The sequence below is a fragment of the Nonomuraea ceibae genome (assembly GCF_019396325.1).
In the GTDB taxonomy this organism is placed as follows: Bacteria; Actinomycetota; Actinomycetes; order Streptosporangiales; family Streptosporangiaceae; genus Nonomuraea; species Nonomuraea ceibae.
The window spans coordinates 21,856-35,245 of the sequence record NZ_JAHKRO010000095.1; the positions used below are offsets into that span (position 1 = coordinate 21,856).

Annotated in this window: 16 protein-coding genes; 7 read left to right on the forward strand and 9 right to left on the reverse strand. The window is 74.3% G+C overall.

The features are described 5' to 3' along the window. Window positions 1–5: 5 nt before the first annotated feature. Window positions 6–539, forward strand: coding sequence for a signal peptidase II (locus tag KME80_RS37935; RefSeq protein ID WP_219513055.1), 534 nt, complete (start codon window positions 6–8; stop codon window positions 537–539). A gap of 16 nt (window positions 540–555) precedes the next feature. On the opposite strand, the gene KME80_RS52970 is transcribed toward KME80_RS37935, so the two are convergent. Beyond that, complete coding sequence (locus KME80_RS52970) at window positions 556–1,185, reverse strand: TetR/AcrR family transcriptional regulator (RefSeq protein WP_219513070.1); 630 nt, start codon at window positions 1,183–1,185, stop codon at window positions 556–558. Window positions 1,186–1,251: 66 nt separating this feature from the next. Between KME80_RS52970 and KME80_RS37945 the strand changes: the two genes are divergently transcribed. Continuing rightward, a complete protein-coding gene (locus KME80_RS37945; RefSeq protein ID WP_219513071.1) occupies window positions 1,252–1,761 on the forward strand; it encodes a CcdC protein domain-containing protein in 510 nt (169 codons plus the stop codon). 40 nt (window positions 1,762–1,801) lie between these two features. Here KME80_RS37945 and KME80_RS37950 read toward each other — a convergent pair whose 3' ends face one another. Together KME80_RS37950 and KME80_RS37955 are read right to left on the reverse strand one after the other, a co-directional pair. Beyond that, entirely contained in the window at window positions 1,802–2,197 is a 396-nt protein-coding gene (locus KME80_RS37950) for a VOC family protein (RefSeq protein ID WP_219513079.1), read from the reverse strand. Further along, window positions 2,194–3,030: a helix-turn-helix domain-containing protein gene (locus KME80_RS37955; protein ID WP_308126094.1), complete on the reverse strand. Its 837-nt coding sequence runs from the start codon at window positions 3,028–3,030 to the stop codon at window positions 2,194–2,196. The genes KME80_RS37950 and KME80_RS37955 overlap by 4 nt, the downstream gene beginning before the upstream one ends. Before the next feature lie 72 nt (window positions 3,031–3,102). On the opposite strand from KME80_RS37955, the gene KME80_RS37960 reads away from it, so the two are divergent. Together KME80_RS37960 and KME80_RS37965 are read left to right on the forward strand one after the other, a co-directional pair. Continuing rightward, window positions 3,103–3,966: an alpha/beta fold hydrolase gene (locus tag KME80_RS37960; RefSeq protein WP_219513086.1), complete on the forward strand. Its 864-nt coding sequence runs from the start codon at window positions 3,103–3,105 to the stop codon at window positions 3,964–3,966. Between the two features lie 46 nt (window positions 3,967–4,012). Then, on the forward strand, window positions 4,013–4,267 hold the full coding sequence (locus KME80_RS37965; RefSeq protein WP_219513088.1) for a hypothetical protein: 255 nt from the start codon (window positions 4,013–4,015) through the stop codon (window positions 4,265–4,267). A 3-nt stretch (window positions 4,268–4,270) separates the two neighbouring features. Here KME80_RS37965 and KME80_RS37970 read toward each other — a convergent pair whose 3' ends face one another. Continuing rightward, window positions 4,271–4,705, reverse strand: a complete 435-nt coding sequence (locus tag KME80_RS37970) for a winged helix-turn-helix transcriptional regulator (protein WP_219513096.1) — start codon at window positions 4,703–4,705, stop codon at window positions 4,271–4,273. Window positions 4,706–4,789: 84 nt separating this feature from the next. Between KME80_RS37970 and KME80_RS37975 the strand changes: the two genes are divergently transcribed. After that, window positions 4,790–5,947: an MFS transporter gene (locus tag KME80_RS37975; RefSeq protein WP_219513108.1), complete on the forward strand. Its 1,158-nt coding sequence runs from the start codon at window positions 4,790–4,792 to the stop codon at window positions 5,945–5,947. Window positions 5,948–5,965: 18 nt separating this feature from the next. Here the strand turns inward: KME80_RS37975 and KME80_RS37980 are convergent, their stop codons facing one another. Further along, window positions 5,966–7,456: a carboxylesterase/lipase family protein gene (locus KME80_RS37980; RefSeq protein ID WP_219513113.1), complete on the reverse strand. Its 1,491-nt coding sequence runs from the start codon at window positions 7,454–7,456 to the stop codon at window positions 5,966–5,968. An 89-nt stretch (window positions 7,457–7,545) separates the two neighbouring features. Here KME80_RS37980 and KME80_RS37985 point away from each other — a divergent pair, with 89 nt between their 5' ends. Further along, entirely contained in the window at window positions 7,546–8,145 is a 600-nt protein-coding gene (locus KME80_RS37985) for a TetR/AcrR family transcriptional regulator (RefSeq protein ID WP_219513122.1), read from the forward strand. Between the two features lie 30 nt (window positions 8,146–8,175). Here KME80_RS37985 and KME80_RS37990 read toward each other — a convergent pair whose 3' ends face one another. Then, window positions 8,176–8,529: a VOC family protein gene (locus KME80_RS37990; protein WP_219513124.1), complete on the reverse strand. Its 354-nt coding sequence runs from the start codon at window positions 8,527–8,529 to the stop codon at window positions 8,176–8,178. Window positions 8,530–8,628: 99 nt separating this feature from the next. On the opposite strand from KME80_RS37990, the gene KME80_RS37995 reads away from it, so the two are divergent. Continuing rightward, a complete protein-coding gene (locus KME80_RS37995) occupies window positions 8,629–9,486 on the forward strand; it encodes a cupin domain-containing protein (protein ID WP_219513134.1) in 858 nt (285 codons plus the stop codon). Here KME80_RS37995 and KME80_RS38000 read toward each other — a convergent pair. From KME80_RS38000 to KME80_RS38010, 3 genes are read right to left on the reverse strand one after another with little or no spacing between them, the layout of a single operon-like run. Next, window positions 9,483–10,064 carry a TetR/AcrR family transcriptional regulator gene (locus KME80_RS38000; RefSeq protein ID WP_219513136.1) on the reverse strand — a complete coding sequence of 194 codons (582 nt, stop codon included), beginning with the start codon at window positions 10,062–10,064 and terminating at the stop codon, window positions 9,483–9,485. The genes KME80_RS37995 and KME80_RS38000 overlap by 4 nt on opposite strands. 41 nt (window positions 10,065–10,105) lie before the next feature. Beyond that, window positions 10,106–10,618 carry a hypothetical protein gene (locus tag KME80_RS38005; RefSeq protein ID WP_219513138.1) on the reverse strand — a complete coding sequence of 171 codons (513 nt, stop codon included), beginning with the start codon at window positions 10,616–10,618 and terminating at the stop codon, window positions 10,106–10,108. After that, entirely contained in the window at window positions 10,615–13,272 is a 2,658-nt protein-coding gene (locus KME80_RS38010) for an amidoligase family protein (protein ID WP_219513140.1), read from the reverse strand. The genes KME80_RS38005 and KME80_RS38010 overlap by 4 nt, the downstream gene beginning before the upstream one ends. Between the last annotated feature and the right edge of the window lie 118 nt (window positions 13,273–13,390).

Below are 13,390 nucleotides of genomic sequence, written 5' to 3' on the forward strand. Positions count from 1 at the left end.
ATCGGATGGCGAGGTCGAAGGTGCCGATCGGACAAGATGCCCGCAGGCCGGGACGGTACACGTGGATGCTGGCGCTGGGCGCGGTCGTGCTCGTGGTGGACCAGCTCTCCAAGTTCTGGGCGCTGTCGGCGCTGTCCGGCGGCCGGACCGTCACGGTGATCCCGGATCTGATCCGGCTGCGGCTGCTGTTCAACCCCGGCGCCGCGTTCTCCATCGGTGAGGGCGTGACGTGGGTGTTCACGCTGACGGCCGCGGCGGCCGTCGGCGGCATCCTCTACACCGGGCGGCGGCTGCGCTCGTCCGCTTGGACCGTCGTGCTCGGCGCGCTGCTGGGCGGCGCCGCCTCCCACCTGCTCGACCGGCTGTTCCGCCCGCCCGCGTTCGCGCAGGGGCACGTCGTCGACTTCATCGACTACGGCGGGCTGTTCGTCGGCAACGTGGCGGACATCGCCCTCACCGTGAGCTGCGCCCTGCTCGTGCTGCTCACCGTGCGCGGCATCCCCCTCGGCGCGGAGGCCGGGGAGCGGCCCTCCACCTGACCTCCCCGGCCGTCCCTCAGGCGCCTTCGGAGGTCAGCGCGGCCAGGTGGGCGCGGAGCACGGCGAGCATGGTGCCGGGGTCGAGCCGGTCAGGATAGAACGCGCCCTCCAGCGACAGCCCGTCGAGCAGCGCGCACAGGCGGCGGGCCTCCACCGCGACGTCCGCGCCGGGCCGCAGCCGGCCCGACCGGCGCCCGCCTTCCAGGACCTTGGTGGTGAGCGCGAGCAGCCCGTCGTACAGCTCGTCGGCGTGGGCGCGCAGCTCGGGCCGTGAGCGGGCGGCGGCGGCGAACGACAGCCAGACGACGGCCTCCGTGCGGCGCTCGTCGTCCAGCGGCAGCATCTCCGCCAGCATGCTGACGACGATCTCGCGCCGCTCGCCCTCGCTCATCGGCGCGGCCGGGTCCAGCAGCAGCTCCGCGTGCGCGGTCAGCCGGGCCAGCAGCCGCGCGGCCATCTCCCGCATCGCGAACACCATCAGCTCGGTGTGCCCGGCGAAGTAGTGCCGCACCGAGCCGATGGCCAGCCCGGCCTCGGCGGCGACGTTGCGCAGCGACGCCTGCTCAAGGCCGTCGCGGCAGATCACGCGGAACACGGCCTCGGCGACGGCCTGCCGCCGCTCCTCCGGGTCGACGATTTTCGGCACCCCCTCTTTATAGCACGGCCATGCTATGTTCTGATTTAGCATGGTCGTGCTATCAACGGAGGTGTCATGAGCGGAACCCTGCTCGCGGTGGTCGTCGTCGTCCTGGTCGTCGCCGTGGTGATCCGGCGGTTCCGGGGGGAGCCGCTCAACGCCCGCGACCTGTTCGTCCCGCCCGTCGCGCTCGTCGGCATCGGCACGTACACCCTGGTCGACAACGTGCGGCCGGAGGGGGCCGACCTGGCGTGGGTGGTGGCCGGAGCCGTCACGGGCCTGCTGCTGGGCGCGCTGCGCGGGCTCACCCCGCGCCTGTTCGTCCGCGACGGCCACCTCTGGCAGCGCTACACCGCCTGGACGCTGCTCGTGTGGGCCGCCTCGGTCGCGGTCAACGCCGGCCTCGGCGTCCTGGCCACGGCGGCGGGCACACCCGGCCAGATGCGCCCGATGACCCTGTCCATCGGCGTCAGCCTGCTAGGCGAGGGCCTGGTCCTGGCCCTGCGCGCCCGCACCACCGGCGCCTCGTTCGCCCCCGCCAAGGACGACTCCCCCCTCGACCGGCTCACCCGCCGCCGCCCCTGACCGGCGGACCGCGGTGGGGCCGGGCAGGCGTACGGGCGGCTCAGCGCGGGTCGCCGGTGAGGATCCACAGATGGCCGAACGGGTCACGGACCCGGCCCGAGCGCTTGCCGTACGGCCGGTTCTCGATCGGCACGACCACCTCGGCGCCGTGGGCGGTCATGCGCTCGCCGACGGCGTCCGGGTCGTCGACCTCGATCTCCAGGAGAACGGCGGAGCCGCCGAGGTCATCGGGTGACAGCCACCCCCACGCGGGGACGGACGGCGAGACGCGGAAGGACGACGCGCCGAGGCGGTGGTCGATCACGCTGGGCCGGCCGTCGTCCTCCCGGGGAGCGCTGAACACCTGCTCAGCGCCGAGGGCGGCCTGGTAGAACGCCGACGCGCGGTCCGGGTCGGGCACGACGAGACGGGGACGGAGACGAAGGTCGGAAGTCATGCGCCCATCGTCGGGCCGGGCGGAGGCAGGGGTATTGAAGATTTGGGAACCAGACCTTCGGCACGCAGCCACTCGGCCGGCGCGCACCCGGCCATGGCCCGCCATTCCCGGGTGAAGTGCGCCTGGTCGGCGAACCCCGACGCCGCGGCCACCGCCGCCAGGCTGACCGTCCCGGCGCGGGCGGCGGCCACGAGCCTGCCCCGGGCGGCCTCGAACCGGAGGAGCCGCTGATACTCCTTCGGCGTCACGCCCAGCCCGGCCCGGACCGTGGCGCTCAGATGACGCCGGGAGCACCCGAGCAGCCGGGCCGCCTCCTGCACCCGGCCGGTCCCGGACAGCGCCGCCAGCGTGGCCCGCAGTCCGGGGCCGCCGGTGCTCGCCCGGTGCCGGGCCAGCCCGGCGATCAGCGCGGCTTCGACCAGCGCCCGGCGGTGCGGCCAGGACCGGCAGGCCGCCAGCCGCTCGGGCAGGTGCGCCATCGCCGGGGCCACGTCGGCGAGATCGGCGACCTGCCCGGCCAGCGCCGACGCCGGCACCCCCAGCAGCGCGGCGGCGCCCGGCGGGCTCAGCGTCAGCCACACGCCGCGCGTCCCGCCCTCCTGCCGCAGCTCGGCCGGGTCCAGGTGCAGCCCGGCGACCACGGCCCGGAACCGTTCGCGCGAGGCGGGCCGCCCGAGCCACGCGATCTCCAGCGCGTCCGCCTCCGGGATCGTGATCGACACCGTGGACGAGGGCAGCCCGCGATGGAGGCCGGCCGGCCCGGGGCCGAGCTCGTACGGGCTCAGCGTCGCCACGAACGGCGCCAGAGCGGCGGACCTCTGCTGAGCAGGCACGACGGTCACCCCTCCACCCTAGGGCGGCCGGGCCGCCCGTTTGGCGTGATCGCGCCGGGGAACCCACGGTGGATGTTCAACGGCTTCACTCTCGACCACGTCGACGTCGGACCGGTGACGCTGCGCGTGCGCCACGGCGGGTCGGGCCCCGCGCTCGTGCTCCTGCACGGGCATCCGCGCACCCACGCCACCTGGCACAAGGTCGCCCCCGTGCTCGCCGAGCGGTTCACCGTCGTCTGTCCCGACCTGCGCGGGTACGGCCGTTCGACCGTCCCGGCCGACGAGCCGGAGCATGCGCAGATGTCCAAGCGCGCGATGGCGGGCGACGTCGCCACCCTCATGCGAACGCTCGGGCATCAGGAGTACGCGGTCGTCGGACACGATCGCGGGTCCTACGCGGGCTTCCGGCTGACCATGGACCATCCCGGCCGGGTACGGGCCTTCGTGAACATCGGCGGCCCGCCGATCGGCGAGGTGCTCGACCGGGCCGGGGCGACCTTCGCCCGGCTCTGGTGGCACTGGTTCTTCCTCGGCCAGACCGACAAGCCCGCGGACGAGGTGATCAACCGCGACCCGGACAGATGGTACGGCGACCAGCCCGACCACGTGGCCGACGAGGCGTGGCAGGACTACCGGGCCGCCCGCCGCGACCCTCGGACCGTCCACGCCATGTGCGAGGACTACCGGGCGGGGCTCACGGTGGACCGGCGCGACGACGCGGCCGACAAGGCCGCCGGCAGGAAGATCGGCTGCCCGGTGCTCGTCGTGTGGGGCAGGCACGACGACCTGCCGGAGCTGTACGACGGCGACCCGGCCGCCCCCTGGCAGGCGTGGGCCGCCGACGTGCGGGGATGCGAGGTGGACGCGGGGCACAGCGTGCAGGAGGACAACCCCGAGGCGCTCCTGGCCGCGATCGTCCCCTTCCTGTCGCGGTAGGCGGCCCCGGCCAGCCACCCCGGAGTGGCGGGCCGCGACGACGGGCATGCACCTGCCCCGGACCGGCGAGGCCCGGTTCGGCTCGGCGGAACAGGCGCTGTTTCCGCACGGGCAGAGCCGCACCGCCGACTCCCTCGTCGCGACGCTCGCCACGCGCGCCGGCATGCTCGTCCTGCCCGAACAGGGACGTGAGGCGGCGCTCGGCCGGATCCGCGCCTACCTGGCGGGCAGGCCGGAAACCGCACTCGGCGAGTTCACCCTTCCGATGCTGACCGGAGTGCTTCGCGCCAGGCGCCTGTAGAGGTCAGACCTTCCGTACCAGCGTGCTCTCGGCGTCGAGGCGGGCGCCGTCGGCCCCGGCCGGAACGATCTCCGGCACCCGGACGCCGTGCCGGTCGACCAGCGTGGAGTGGGCCTCGCCGGGCGCGAACGCGTGACGCTCCCCCCACTGCCGCAGGGTGACGATGACCGGGAAGAGGTCACGCCCGGCGTCGGTGAGCACGTACTCCTGACGACGGCCCGACGGCGCGGCACGCTGCGCGAGGAGCCCGTGGGCGACGAGCTTGCGGAGCCGGTCGGTGAGGATGTTGCGCGCGATCCCGGTGCGCCGCTGGAACTCGGTGAACGACCGCGCCCCGTCCATCGCGTCGCGGACGACGAGCAGGCTCCACCGGTCGCCGACCAGGTCGAGGGTGCGGGCGACGGGGCAGGCGGGGTCGGTCCAGCCGGGGTCCTGCATCGGCGACTCCGTTCGGTTGCGGATTGAAACCATCATGCCGTACGGTCCAAACAGTAGCAATCTACTACTGATTGGGTCGATGTGATGGATGCGTGGCGGCGTGCGCTGCTGGCGGTGGTGTGCGGCGTGGCGGTGGCGAGCGTCTACGCCGCGCAGCCGGTGCTGGAGCCGATGGGGCGTGATCTCGGCGTGCCGGCCGGGCTCACCGGGTGGATCGTGGCGATCGGCCAGCTCGGCTACCTGGCGGGGCTGGTGTTGCTGGTGCCGCTCGGCGACGTGGCCGACAGGCGCCGGCTCATCGCCGCGCACCTGGCGCTCACCTCGGCGGGCGCGACCCTGACGGCCTCGGCCCCGGCCGCCTGGGCGGCGCTCGCGGGGCTGGCGGTGGCCGGGGTGTTCGCGGTCGTCGTGCAGACCACCGTGGCCTACGCCGCGTCGGTCGCGCCGCCCGCCGAACGCGGCCGCACCATCGGGGTCGTCACCTCCGGCGTCGTGATCGGCATTCTGGGCTCGCGGGTCGTCACCGGCCTGCTCGCCGACGCGTGGGGCTGGCGGAGCGTCTACGCCGTGCTCGCCGTGCTGTCGCTCGGGCTCGCGGCCCTCGTCCTCCTCGCGCTGCCGGCGGAGAAGCGGCCCGCCCGGCCCGTCACGTACGGGCAGGCCGTCGCCTCGCTCGGCAGGCTGTTCACGCAACGGACCTTCCTGACATACGGGTTGGTGGCGTTCTTCCTGTTCGCGTCGTTCGGCGCGCTGTGGAGCGGGCTGTCGCTGCCGCTGGCGGACGCGCCGTGGCGGCTGAGCGAGAGCCAGATCGGCCTGTTCGGCGTCGCCGGGCTGGCCGGCGCGCTCGGCGCGGCACGCGCGGGACGATGGGCCGACACGGGAAGGGCGGTCCCCGTCACCGGCCTCGCGCTCGCCCTGCTCATCGTCTCCTGGGCGGCTATCGCGCAACTCCCCCGGTCGCTGTGGCTGCTCGCCGCCGGGATCGTCGCCCTGGACCTCGCCGTCCAGGCCGTGCACGTGAGCAACCAGCACCTCCTCACGCTCGCGCACCCGGATCGCACGAGCGGCGTCGTCGGCGGCTACATGGTCTTCTACTCGCTCGGCTCCGCCCTCGGCGCGGCCACGACCACCGCCGTCTTCACCACCCACGGCTGGGCGGGCTCCAGCCTGCTCGGCGCCGGGTTCGCAGCCTGCGCGCTGGCCGTCTGGGCCACCGGCAGCCGCGCCCGGCCCCGATGACCGGGCACAGCCGTCCGGTTACGGGAGATCGAAGGGGGCGGGGGCGTGGCCTTCCCAGATCTGGCGGGACGCCTCTTCGGGGTAGGGCAGCGTCTCCGACTCGGTGTCCAGGACGCGGGTGAGGCGCTCGCCGGGCCGGTGGGCGGGCCAGCCCGCGTCGCCGGTGGTGACGAAGCGGACCCATGCCTCCTGGAGCTCGCGGGAGAGCGCGGCGGCCTCGGGAGTGGGCTGCTCGCCGATGAGCTGGGCGCCGACGGGGCTGTCCAGCGTGCCGAACGCCAGCGGCATGTCCAGGCTGTGGCAGGCGCCCAGGATGCCGCCGCGGACCGGCGCGGTCCAGCACAGTTCGAACAGGTACGAGGTGCCGCCGGCTGCGACGTTCGCTTCGGCCAGCTTCTGTGACGGCATGCGGAAGAGGGCGTCGGAGTACACCGTCTCCACCAGCTCCTCCGGGCCCGCCTGCGGGAACGCGGCACGGTAGGCCCGCGCGCCGTCCGGCTGCGGGGCGAGCAGTTCCAGGGCCGCGTGGGCGTCCTCCTCGGTGAAGGCGCCGTACCGGCCGCTCATGACGCTGAAGTACCGGAACTCGTCCCGGGTGTGGCCGACGACCAGTTCGGTCCCGTCGGCGCGTGCGCCGGTCAGCGCGGGCCAGGGCGTTTCCGGGAGGACCTCGCCGTCGACGACGGGGCACAGCGCGGTGCCGGTCTCCGTGAGGCGTCCCCAGCTCTCGCGGTGCGCGTGGAGGCCGGCGTTGAAGGAGGTGAGCTCGGCGGCCAGGCGCCAGGGGGCGATGTCGCGCAGGGCCTCGGCGGTGGGGGCCGCCGCGCCAAGCCGGTCCGCGAACGCGGCGGTGACCTGCCGTGCCAGCGCGGGGGTGCTGTGCAGCCCCGGCACCGAGTGGGCGATGGCCCGCCGGAACAGGCCGCGCGCGGGCTTCATCGTCAGGAGGGCGGCGACCGAGCCCGCCCCGGCGGACACCCCGCCCACGGTGACCCGGCCGGGGTCGCCCCCGAAGGCGGCGATGTTGCGCTGCACCCACTCCAGCGCCGCGATCTGGTCGAGGAACCCGCGGTTGGGCGGTGCGTCGTCGAGGAACGCGAATCCCTCCGCGCCCACGCGGCAGTTGATGGTCACCACGACGACTCCCGCCTCGGCCAGCGCCGCCGGGTCGAACATCGGGTCGCTCGACGCCGCCGAGAGGTAGCCGCCGACGGGGATCCACACCAGCACCGGCAGTCCCGCCGCGCCGGGAACCGGGGTGCCGATGTTGAGCGTCAGCCAGTCGTCGCCCTGCGGGGGCACGTCGATCGGCAGGGACAGCGGCACCACGGGGCCGAACTCGACCGCCTGCCTCGTCCCCTCCCAGCGGTGCGGCGGCGCGGGCGCGGCGAAGCGGAGCGGCCCGACCGGGGGCCGGGCGTAGGGGATGCCGCGGAACACCGCGTGCCCCTGCCGCCTGCGCCCCTGTACCACGCCTTCCGTGGTCCGTACCGTCGGCTCTCCTGACATGGCGATTCCTTTCCTGGAGGGGACCCCAGGATTATGGGTCAAGTGTATTATGTCAACTGTATTGGAACAGCCCCGAGGAAGGGCCGGCGATGCCGAAACAGGTGGACCACCGCGGACGCCGCGAAGCGATCGCCCGCGCGCTGTGGCGGGTGGTGGAGCAGCGCGGCGTCACGCAGCTGACGATGCGCGTGGTGGCGCAGGAGGCGGGCATATCACTCGGGCAGCTGCAGCACTACTTCGCCTCCCGGACCGCCATGCTCTCCTTCGCCATGGACCTCGCGTCCGAGCAGACGTCGGCACGCGTACATCAGGGGCTGGAGAAGCTCGGTGACCGTCCGCACCCCCGTGATGTGCTGCGGCTGACGCTCGCCGAAATGCTCCCCCTGCATGCCGACGCCCGCGCGACCAGCCGGATGAGCGCCGCCTACGTCCTGGAGGCGCTGCACGACGAGGCCGTGCACGAGCAGGCGCGCCGCGGCCTCGTCCAGGGGCGGGCCCTCGTCGAGCGGCTGGTCCGCCAGGCGATCGCCGACGGGCACATCGACTCCGGCCGCGACCCGGCGACCGAGACCAACCTGCTCCTCGCCCTCACCGGCTTCACCTCCCTGATCGAACTCGACGTGATCGAGCCCCAGGACGCGCTCGCCGCGATCGACGTGCATCTCGACCGACTGTTCAGCAGTACGTGACCTGCCCCCGGACGTGGGGACGGGCTCCGCTCAGTGCTTCCGCTCGCCCAGGACGCAGAACTCGTTGCCCTCCGGGTCGAGGAGGGTCACCCAGTGCTGCTCGTCCTGCACGGTGTCGGCGCGCCGGGCGCCGAGGGAGAGCAGCCGGGCGACCTCGGCCTCCTGGTCGTCTGGGCGGAAGTCGGGGTGGAGCCGGTTCTTCGACGTCTTGCCCTCGGGGACAGGCACGAAGAGCAGCCCCGGCATCCGGTCCGGTTCGGGCCGGATCTCGATGATCTCCTCGGTTTCGTCGACCACGATCCAGCCGAGAGCCTGGGCCCACCAGCGCCCGAGCGCGACGGGGTCGGCGGAGTCGACGATGATTTGTTCCCATTCCAGTGCCATGGGCCTGAGCATAGACAGGCTGCTTTGACAGTGATTCGGGCGGTCTGCTAGATCTAAAACGGAATCGGAATCCGAATCCGCTTTATCGAAAGGGCCGCCATGAGTAAGGACCGTTTCTTCGTGCTGGACGCCGGGGACTCCCGGCCCGCCCGCGTGCCTCTGCCGCCGCGGGCGAGCGTCAAGGCGAGCGCCGAGGACACCCAGGGCCGCTTCTCCCTCCTGGAGCTCCGCGGCGGCGGCGACGTCCCCCCGCACGCGCACGACGACTACGACGAGTTCGTGTACGTCATCGCGGGCGAGCTCGGCGTCGACGTCGGCGGCGAATCCCGTCGCCTGACCGCGGGGATGTGCGTCCTGCTGCCGCGCGGCGTCACCCGCGCCATGCGTGACCTCGGCGGCGACGCCTCCCCTGTGCACGCGCTGCGGGTGTCGGCGCCGGGCGGCCGGGAGGGTCACCTGGAGGAGGCCACCGGGGCGGACCCGCGGGACGACTGGGGCGACCTGGACCGCTGCTTCGTGCTGAAGCCGGGCGGGGCGCGTCCGGGGCGCGTCCCCGTGCCGCCCGCGTTCTCCGTCAAGGCGCGCACCGCCGACACCGGCGGGCTGTTCTCGCTGCTGGAGGTGACGGTCGCGCAGCCGGTCCCCCGGCACACCCACCTGGTCGCCGACGAGTGCGTCTACGTGCTGGACGGCGAGCTGGAGATCGAGTTCGACGGCGCGGTCCACACCGCGGGCGCGGGGCAGTTCGTCCTGCTTCCGCATGGCGTGCCCCACGCGATCCGGCCGGGCTCCACGCCGCCGCCCCGGGTCGTCCAGATCTCGTCACCCGGAGGCTGGGAGAGCGTGGTGGAGGCCCTGATCGAGCACAGGTCCGAGGTGAGCAGGGCGGGCCGGTTCGACCCGGCGGCGCTCAACCGCCACACGCGCAAGCACCACGTCGTCTACGAGGAGAGCTAGCCGGTCGGCGAGGAGGGGCGGCCGGATCGCAGCGCGTCGAGGGCGAGCCTGACGAACCGCCGCCAGTCGCCGCTGCCCGTGCGGATCACCGCCGCCAGCCCGCACACGATCATGTAGACGTCGGTCACCGTGGCGTCGTCGCGGACCGAGCCGGCCGCGCGCCCGCGGTCGAGCAGCGTGCCCGCCAGGCCCTCCAGCGCGGTCCGGCTGTCGCCCGACGGCTCGGCCGAACCCATGGCCGACTCGATCGCGCCGGACAGGCCGCGGTCCTTGGCCAGCACCTCGCCGATGCCCGTCAGCAGCAGGTCCAGCCCGACACCGGGGTCGGGCGCGGCCAGGCAGCGCTCACGGGCGAAGTCCAGGATCTCCGCGAACCGGTGCTGCGCCGCCGCCTCGACCAGCGCCTGCCGGGTGGGGAAGTGACGGTAGACGGTGCCGATGCCCACGTCGGCGGCCTTGGCCACCTCCGCCATCTGCACCTGGTCGCCGAGCTCGGCGAACAGCTCGCGGGCCACCTCCAGCACGCGTGCTCGATTCCGTTCGGCGTCGGTCCGCGACTTGCTCCGGCTGGCTGGCACGATCGCAGATTACCAGCGCCCCGGCGCTCACCCCGGCCGCGTCAGGCTCCGGCGCGGGCGTTCACGGTGATCAGTCCGGCGGTGTGCAGGCTGGTCAGGAGCGTCCAGTCGTCGGCGGGATCGAGCCACACCTGAAGGCCGGCCGGGCCGGACGGCCGAGGGAGAGGACCGGCGGGCTCGTAGAAGGCGGAGACCAGGACCAGCGGGACCGGCGCCGTCCACCGGGCGGGCGCCGGGGGCTCGTGCCGGGGGCCGAGGAGCACGGCCCGCTCCTCGTCCGTGCACGCGCCGAGCCGCCCGGCCGCGAGCTCCGCCTGCAGCCTGACCTGGAGGTCGAGGGCGAGACGGACGCGGGCGGCCGCGCGCCCGTCCTCTCCGGGCCGCTCGGCGTAGCCGGGGACGAGCATCGCGACCAGCTCGGCGGGCTCGCTCGCGTAGCCGCGGAGCCTGCCGCCCGCGTGGATCATCTCGAAGCGGTACGGCAGGCCGTCCGGTCCGACTGGTGCGGCCGGGGGCGGCTCCGCCGACGACGGGTTGGCGATGATCACGCTCATGGGGTGCCTTCCGTGGCCCAGCGGGTGGCGGCGTACAGGGCGGTGAGCTGCTCCTTGTCGGCGGCCCGCCAGAAGATCTCGTCCATCAGGCTGCGGAAGGACAGGCTCCCCGCCTCGGTGCGGTCCTGCGCCGGGTCCCGGAAGTGCCCGGCGTGGGCGCCCAGCGGGTCGGGCTCGCCCCGGTTCGGCAGGTGGTCCAGCGTCGCGTTGCGGAACGCTGCCTCGACCAGGCCGAGCGACACCTTCACCTGTGCCTGGATCACGGCGGCGTCGAGCGAGCCGTCCCACAGCCGCAGCTCGATGTGGTCCGCCGCGGAGCCCGTCATGGCCTGCATGTTCACCGCGGAATCATGGCCGCTGTTGCGGTGCCGCACCGGCCCGATCTCCGCGTAGCCCTCCGTGGGCACCGCGTTGGGGCGGCAGTGCTTCAGGCCCCGGTGGCTGTCCGCCTCCGGGTTGTGCGCGAGCCTGAACAGCGTGTCGGTGTGGTGACCGACGTGGACCAGCGTGCTGACGTAGTTCTCCACGATGTGGTCGAAGTCGTGCGTGCTCACGTGGACGTGCCCGCCGGTCCGGGGCCCGGCCGTGCCGCCGTGCGCCCGGATGATCTCGACGGCGGTGCGCAGGTTCGCCCAGGTCGCCGGCTCGTCGTACAGGATGGGCGAGACCAGCTCGCCCGCCACCGTGCCGTCCTGCTCCAGCGCCCACAGGCCGAGCCCGCCGTTCGCGCCCGCGCTGTAGCCCCGCTTCTTCATCGTGTGGTAGCCGTGCTGCACGGCGTCGCCGGTCAGCCCCGCCTGGTGCAGGGCGCGGGCGATGTCCTCCAGGCGCCGGGACGAGACGCCTTCCGGCAGCTCGAACTCCAGCTCCAGCCCGAACCCGCGCCCGCCCTCCCGCGCGCCCAGCGACGCCGTGGCGTCGTCGAGCATGTACGGGATCACCGGCTCGCCGCTCACGGCCCGTTCCACGGCCCGGTCGTAGGCGTCACGGAACGCCGCGAAGTCCCTGGTGTACGACACTTCCGGGCGATCCGGCCAGCGTTGCCAGGCCCGGACGCGGGACTCCAAGGAGGCGACGCGCTCCCGTTCCATCGCGGCCAGCGGATCGGGGCCGGCCAGCAGGGAGCGGACGCGGCGCAGGACGGGATTCTGCTCGGGGCGCGTCTGCTGGGCCGCGTCGAGCTCGCGGCTCGCGGCCCGCAGCGCGTCCCGGTGCGCCGAGGGCGGCAGGTCGTGCAGGCCGGGCGGGACGGCCGGCGGCCGGGGCGCGGCGGCTCCGGCGTCCCCGATCAGGGCGTCGAGCACCTGCTGCCGGTCGACCGGCGCGAACAGGTCGAAGCCCCGCTGCTGCACCTCGGCGGCCCGGTCCGCCAGCCGTTCGACGGAGTAGCCGAGGCCCGCGTCCATGGCCAGGCGGCGCAGCGGCTCGAACACCGGCAGCCGCGACGGCGCCTCCGACCCGGTGATCTCGGCCAGCCGGGACAGCGCCCGCGCCGCGTCGTCCGCCGGCCGCGTGACGCCGTGCTCGGCCGCGACGCGCAGCCCGTCCCACAGGTACGAGTCCCGCGTCCGGTGGGCGGTGAGCAGGTCGGCCAGCTCGCGCGGGCCGGACACCCGCGTCAGGTCGGCGCCGTGCCGGTGCGCGTCGGCGGCCAGCTGGAGCAGCTGCTCGACCGAGTCCCTCTGCCCCACCTCAGCGGCCAGCCGCTCCAGCGGCGGCGCGTCGCCCTCCTGGCGGGCGGCGAGGTCGTCCAGGAGCGCGAGCAGGCGCGCCTCCGGCTCGCTCAGGCCGGTCAGGGCGTGCCGCTCGGCCAGCAGCACGCCGTCCCACAGGGCCGGGTCCTCGCGCCGGAACGCGTCCATGGCCGCCAGGAAGTCCGCCTCGCCCATCGCCCCGCGCGGGAAGTGGCCGTTCTGGTGAGCCGCGCGGAAGACCGGCAGCAGCTCCCTGATGTCGCGGATGCCGTACCGGTCGAGCACGGGCTTGGTGTAGCTCCTGACCCGGCTGGAGGTGACGGGCTCCCCCATCACGTCGATCATGATCCCGATCGTGCGCGCCTGGTCGGCGTCCGCGTCGTGGAAGGAGAACCGGAGCTGGTTCCTGAACCCCGTCCAGCGGTACGAGTCCGCCCCCATCATCCGGTCGAGCACGGCGGTCAGCGACGCGCGGTCGGTCGCGGCTTCCGGGGCCATCTCGTACCGCTGGGCGTCGCCGAACACGTCGACCAGGGCGTCGATCTCGCGATCCAGGCCGACGTCGCGGGCGAGATCCTGGACGGCGCGCGCCGGGTCCGGCCCGCCGAGGCTGCGGCTCATGTGGGCCAGGGCGCGGGCGGTCGCGTCGTCGCGCCGGGTGGTGGACAGCCGCTCGGCCAGTTGCCGGCCTTCGGCCAGGAGGACCTCGTCGGACGGGCCGCTGAGCAGCCGTTCGATCCGGTTCTGCGGGCCGGGGGTCCAGCGGTGGACGATCGCCGCGGCCTCTGCGAAGTTCCGGGGGCGGGGGTCCGCGATCGGCGAGTGAACGTCGGGCCCGTGCTGCGGCCCCGCCGGATACGCCCGATCCTGCACGGCGGTCCCGCCCGCCGCCGGTGGCGCGCCTTCGCGCACGGGGGTCGCCGGCGTGGGGGCATGATCGGCCGCGAGCATCGACGCCACCGGCCTCTCCCGCTGAGACGCCGCCCCCTCGGGCCGGTCGCGGGTGGTCGCCAGGGCCCCTGCTTCCGGGCCGGGGGCTGCCGCTTCCGGTTGGTCGCGGGGTGTGGGGGGGGGTGCC

Excerpts from the sequence above, each read along its gene's own strand:
- KME80_RS37975 (WP_219513108.1), top strand. The coding sequence starts at position 4,790 with ATGGATGCGTGGCGGCGTGCGCTGCTGGCGGTGGTGTGCGGCGTGGCG.
- KME80_RS37960 (WP_219513086.1), top strand. The coding sequence starts at position 3,103 with ATGTTCAACGGCTTCACTCTCGACCACGTCGACGTCGGACCGGTGACG.
- KME80_RS38005 (WP_219513138.1), bottom strand. The coding sequence starts at position 10,618 with ATGAGCGTGATCATCGCCAACCCGTCGTCGGCGGAGCCGCCCCCGGCC.
- KME80_RS37995 (WP_219513134.1), top strand. The coding sequence starts at position 8,629 with ATGAGTAAGGACCGTTTCTTCGTGCTGGACGCCGGGGACTCCCGGCCC.
- KME80_RS37990 (WP_219513124.1), bottom strand. The coding sequence starts at position 8,529 with ATGGCACTGGAATGGGAACAAATCATCGTCGACTCCGCCGACCCCGTC.
- KME80_RS37970 (WP_219513096.1), bottom strand. The coding sequence starts at position 4,705 with ATGCAGGACCCCGGCTGGACCGACCCCGCCTGCCCCGTCGCCCGCACC.
- KME80_RS37950 (WP_219513079.1), bottom strand. The coding sequence starts at position 2,197 with ATGACTTCCGACCTTCGTCTCCGTCCCCGTCTCGTCGTGCCCGACCCG.
- KME80_RS37980 (WP_219513113.1), bottom strand. The coding sequence starts at position 7,456 with ATGTCAGGAGAGCCGACGGTACGGACCACGGAAGGCGTGGTACAGGGG.
- KME80_RS37935 (WP_219513055.1), top strand. The coding sequence starts at position 6 with ATGGCGAGGTCGAAGGTGCCGATCGGACAAGATGCCCGCAGGCCGGGA.
- KME80_RS37945 (WP_219513071.1), top strand. The coding sequence starts at position 1,252 with ATGAGCGGAACCCTGCTCGCGGTGGTCGTCGTCGTCCTGGTCGTCGCC.
- KME80_RS37985 (WP_219513122.1), top strand. The coding sequence starts at position 7,546 with ATGCCGAAACAGGTGGACCACCGCGGACGCCGCGAAGCGATCGCCCGC.
- KME80_RS37965 (WP_219513088.1), top strand. The coding sequence starts at position 4,013 with ATGCACCTGCCCCGGACCGGCGAGGCCCGGTTCGGCTCGGCGGAACAG.